This is a genomic window from Streptomyces sp. DH12, from assembly GCF_020873895.1.
Taxonomy (GTDB): domain Bacteria; phylum Actinomycetota; class Actinomycetes; order Streptomycetales; family Streptomycetaceae; genus Streptomyces.
This window is the reverse complement of sequence record NZ_JAHWGT010001584.1, coordinates 1-397: the sequence shown is the minus strand read 5'-3', so window position 1 is coordinate 397 and position 397 is coordinate 1. Positions and strand designations below refer to the sequence as shown.

Here is a 397-nt window from a genome sequence, read left to right as displayed (position 1 = left end):
CAACATGTTCCTGGCGGGCGACCCGGACGCGGGGCAGTTCCTGTCGGGGTTCTTCCCGATCATGATGTTCGCGCTGCCGGCGGCGGCCCTGGCGATCACGCACTGCGCGCGGCCGGACCGGCGCAAGGAGATCGGCGGTCTGATGCTGTCGGTGGCGCTGACGTCGTTCGTCACGGGCATCACGGAGCCGATCGAGTACTCGTTCCTGTTCGTCGCGCCGCTGCTGTACGCGCTGCACGCGGTGCTGACGGGGGTGTCGATGGCGGTGACGTGGGGGCTGGGGGTGCACGACGGGTTCAGCTTCTCGGCGGGGCTGATCGACTACGTCATCAACTGGAATCTGGCGACGAAGCCATGGCTGATCATCCCGATCGGGCTGGTGTTCGCGGCGGTGTAC

At 67.3% G+C, this 397-nt stretch carries 1 protein-coding gene; it reads left to right on the top strand.

Features of this window, described 5'->3' with window-relative positions; genetic code table 11:
• Positions 1-397, top strand: a 397-nt coding sequence (locus tag LPA54_RS41200; RefSeq protein WP_228985506.1) for a PTS transporter subunit EIIC, incomplete at both ends; no start/stop codon positions are given.